This window comes from Limosilactobacillus coleohominis, from assembly GCF_016901675.1.
GTDB classification, from domain to species: domain Bacteria; phylum Bacillota; class Bacilli; order Lactobacillales; family Lactobacillaceae; genus Limosilactobacillus; species Limosilactobacillus intestinavium.
In genome coordinates this window covers 1-1791 of the sequence record NZ_JACJKU010000133.1, presented here as the reverse complement: position 1 = coordinate 1791, position 1791 = coordinate 1, and the positions used below count along the sequence as shown (strand labels likewise).

Genomic DNA, 1791 nt, shown 5'->3' with positions numbered 1-1791 from the left:
GGGGCTGTGACATAAGTCCCTAAAATGAAAAGATCCATTCGGAATTTGGTTAAATTTATGAATGGATCTTTTTGATAAATAAAATATTTTGAGAAAATGGATGGCCTATCGGCCATCTTTTTCATATTTAATGCCATCAATGCAATTCCGATCTGCCCTTTGGCTTTTTCAAGACCACGCACTGTGAATCTTGTGAAACCCAAATAAGCTTTCAAATTTCCAAACACTGTTTCAACGTCGTATTTACGACGCGAGTAGGTATTAGAATTTGAAAGCGACTTACGTGCTTTTGCTTTAAAGTATTCCCATTGTGGATTCACCATAATTTGTTTAAGATTACCACGTGGAGTTAATGCTTTAGAAACAAACTGGTGATTTTCATCATACTTTTCTGCTTGATATACTTTGAAATCACGCCGGAACCCATACCGATCAGTACGATAAGCATAACGTTTGAAATTAAAACGCACTCCATCTGGATTGACATAATAGTCGTCTTGAGCATGGTATTGCCAATTCATGACTTTACGATCATCAGATTGCCACTTACGGCTATTCTCTTTGAGCATCGTACTATAAGGAATTACCGCTGTGTGATCCGGTAATTCGTCTTCAATATACTTGTAATTACTTTCAGAACCATATCCAGCATCAGCCACAATATCTTTACCCAAAACGCCGTTTTGGTCCAATTGTTTCAGGAATGGAATTAGAGTTCTGGTGTCTGTTGGATTTTGCATTAATTCGTAGCCTAGGACAAACTGTGAATTTGTCATGATTTGTAAGTTGTATGCTGGCTTGGTTTGTCCATTACGCATCGGATCCTCTTTTAAACGCATAAAGGTCGCATCGTGATCAGTTTTCGAGTAACTGTTGCGCTCGCCAGCCACTGCTATTTGGGTTTGGTATTCAAGATTCTTCTGACGGCAATGGTTTAAGGAGCGGAAATACTTTTTTGCGTGGCGTCGTTCTTGTTTTGCAGGGTTTGGCGAGACCTTCGGTTTCGCATCTACCTGCGCATCAAGTTCTTCAATTCGCTGTTCAAGTAATGCAATTGTTGTATCTAATTCATCAATTTTAAAATCACTTAATTGAGGGTCTAGTTCAACTTCCTGCTTCATTTCGTTAATTAGCTGCTTTGCCTTAGCCGCATTTAAATTACTGTATTTGATGGTCCGCTTTTTCCATACAAAAGAGTATTTATTAGCATTCGCAAGGATTTTCGTACCATCAATAAAAGAAGCTTCATCGATCATTTCAGCCTTTTGAAGATAGTCATGAAACTCTTTAAAGCTACTTTCAATCATATCTGTTAAATCCTTGGAAACGATAAATCTAGCAATCGTGCGGTATGTAGGATATTGTTCTTGCGTCAACCACATTGCGACAATATTTTCACGAGCAAATCTTTCGATTTTTCGACAAGAAACGATTCCGTAACTGTAAGCTAATAAAACCAACTTCAATAACATTCGTGGATCGTACTCTCGTGGCCGACCAATGATGTTAGGATTGGAAACCGCTAGGTTTTCAACAAGCTGGTGGATGTAATAGGCAGAATGGTTTTCTTCAGGTTGATAATCAGTTGACATAGCCAAACTAAGTTGATTAATGTTATAATTGTTTTGCATTTTATATGTGTATCCTTTCGAGGGTATTGAAGGTATCGAGTGTCAGTCGATACCTTTTTCTTTTATCAATGTATCTATATTTTAAAGGAAAACGGAGCTGAATGAAATCCGAAGATTTCATCCAACTCCGTTTATTATTGGGGACTTATGTCACAGCCCC

The 1791-nt window shown here is 38.0% G+C and carries 1 protein-coding gene; it reads right to left on the bottom strand.

Going from position 1 to position 1791, the window contains the following annotated elements; translation table 11 throughout:
• Window positions 1-1631: IS1182 family transposase (locus tag H5975_RS07985; RefSeq protein ID WP_204785594.1), on the bottom strand; the 1631-nt coding region annotated here is incomplete at its 3' end.
• Window positions 1632-1791: the final 160 nt, after the last annotated feature.